Below are 242 nucleotides of genomic sequence, written 5' to 3'. Positions count from 1 at the left end.
GTCATGATCGAGCTGGCATTAAAGGCAGCACTTGAACGCCTGACCGGGCTGGATGTTTATCCTCTGCTTCTGCCCGATGAGTTGCAGGAGGGGATTACTTACCAGTGTATCTCCGATCCGGAACTGTACGCCGGACTATTGCGCACAGGGCTGATTGCGGGCCGCTTCCAGATAGCGATTCATCTGCTTAATGACTACACCCGCCTGTTACAGCTGGATAAGAAAATCAGCGCGGAATGGAC

The 242-nt window shown here is 53.3% G+C and carries 1 pseudogene; it reads left to right on the top strand.

What is annotated here, in order from left to right:
• Window positions 1–3: 3 nt before the first annotated feature.
• Window positions 4–242: pseudogene (locus OGV77_RS00025) on the top strand (hypothetical protein); the annotation flags it as partial.

The organism is Citrobacter sp. Ce129, from assembly GCF_030334545.1.
Lineage (GTDB): Bacteria > Pseudomonadota > Gammaproteobacteria > Enterobacterales > Enterobacteriaceae > Citrobacter > Citrobacter europaeus.
The sequence above is the reverse complement of the archived record's forward strand: the minus strand, read 5'-3'. Positions and strand labels throughout refer to the sequence as shown.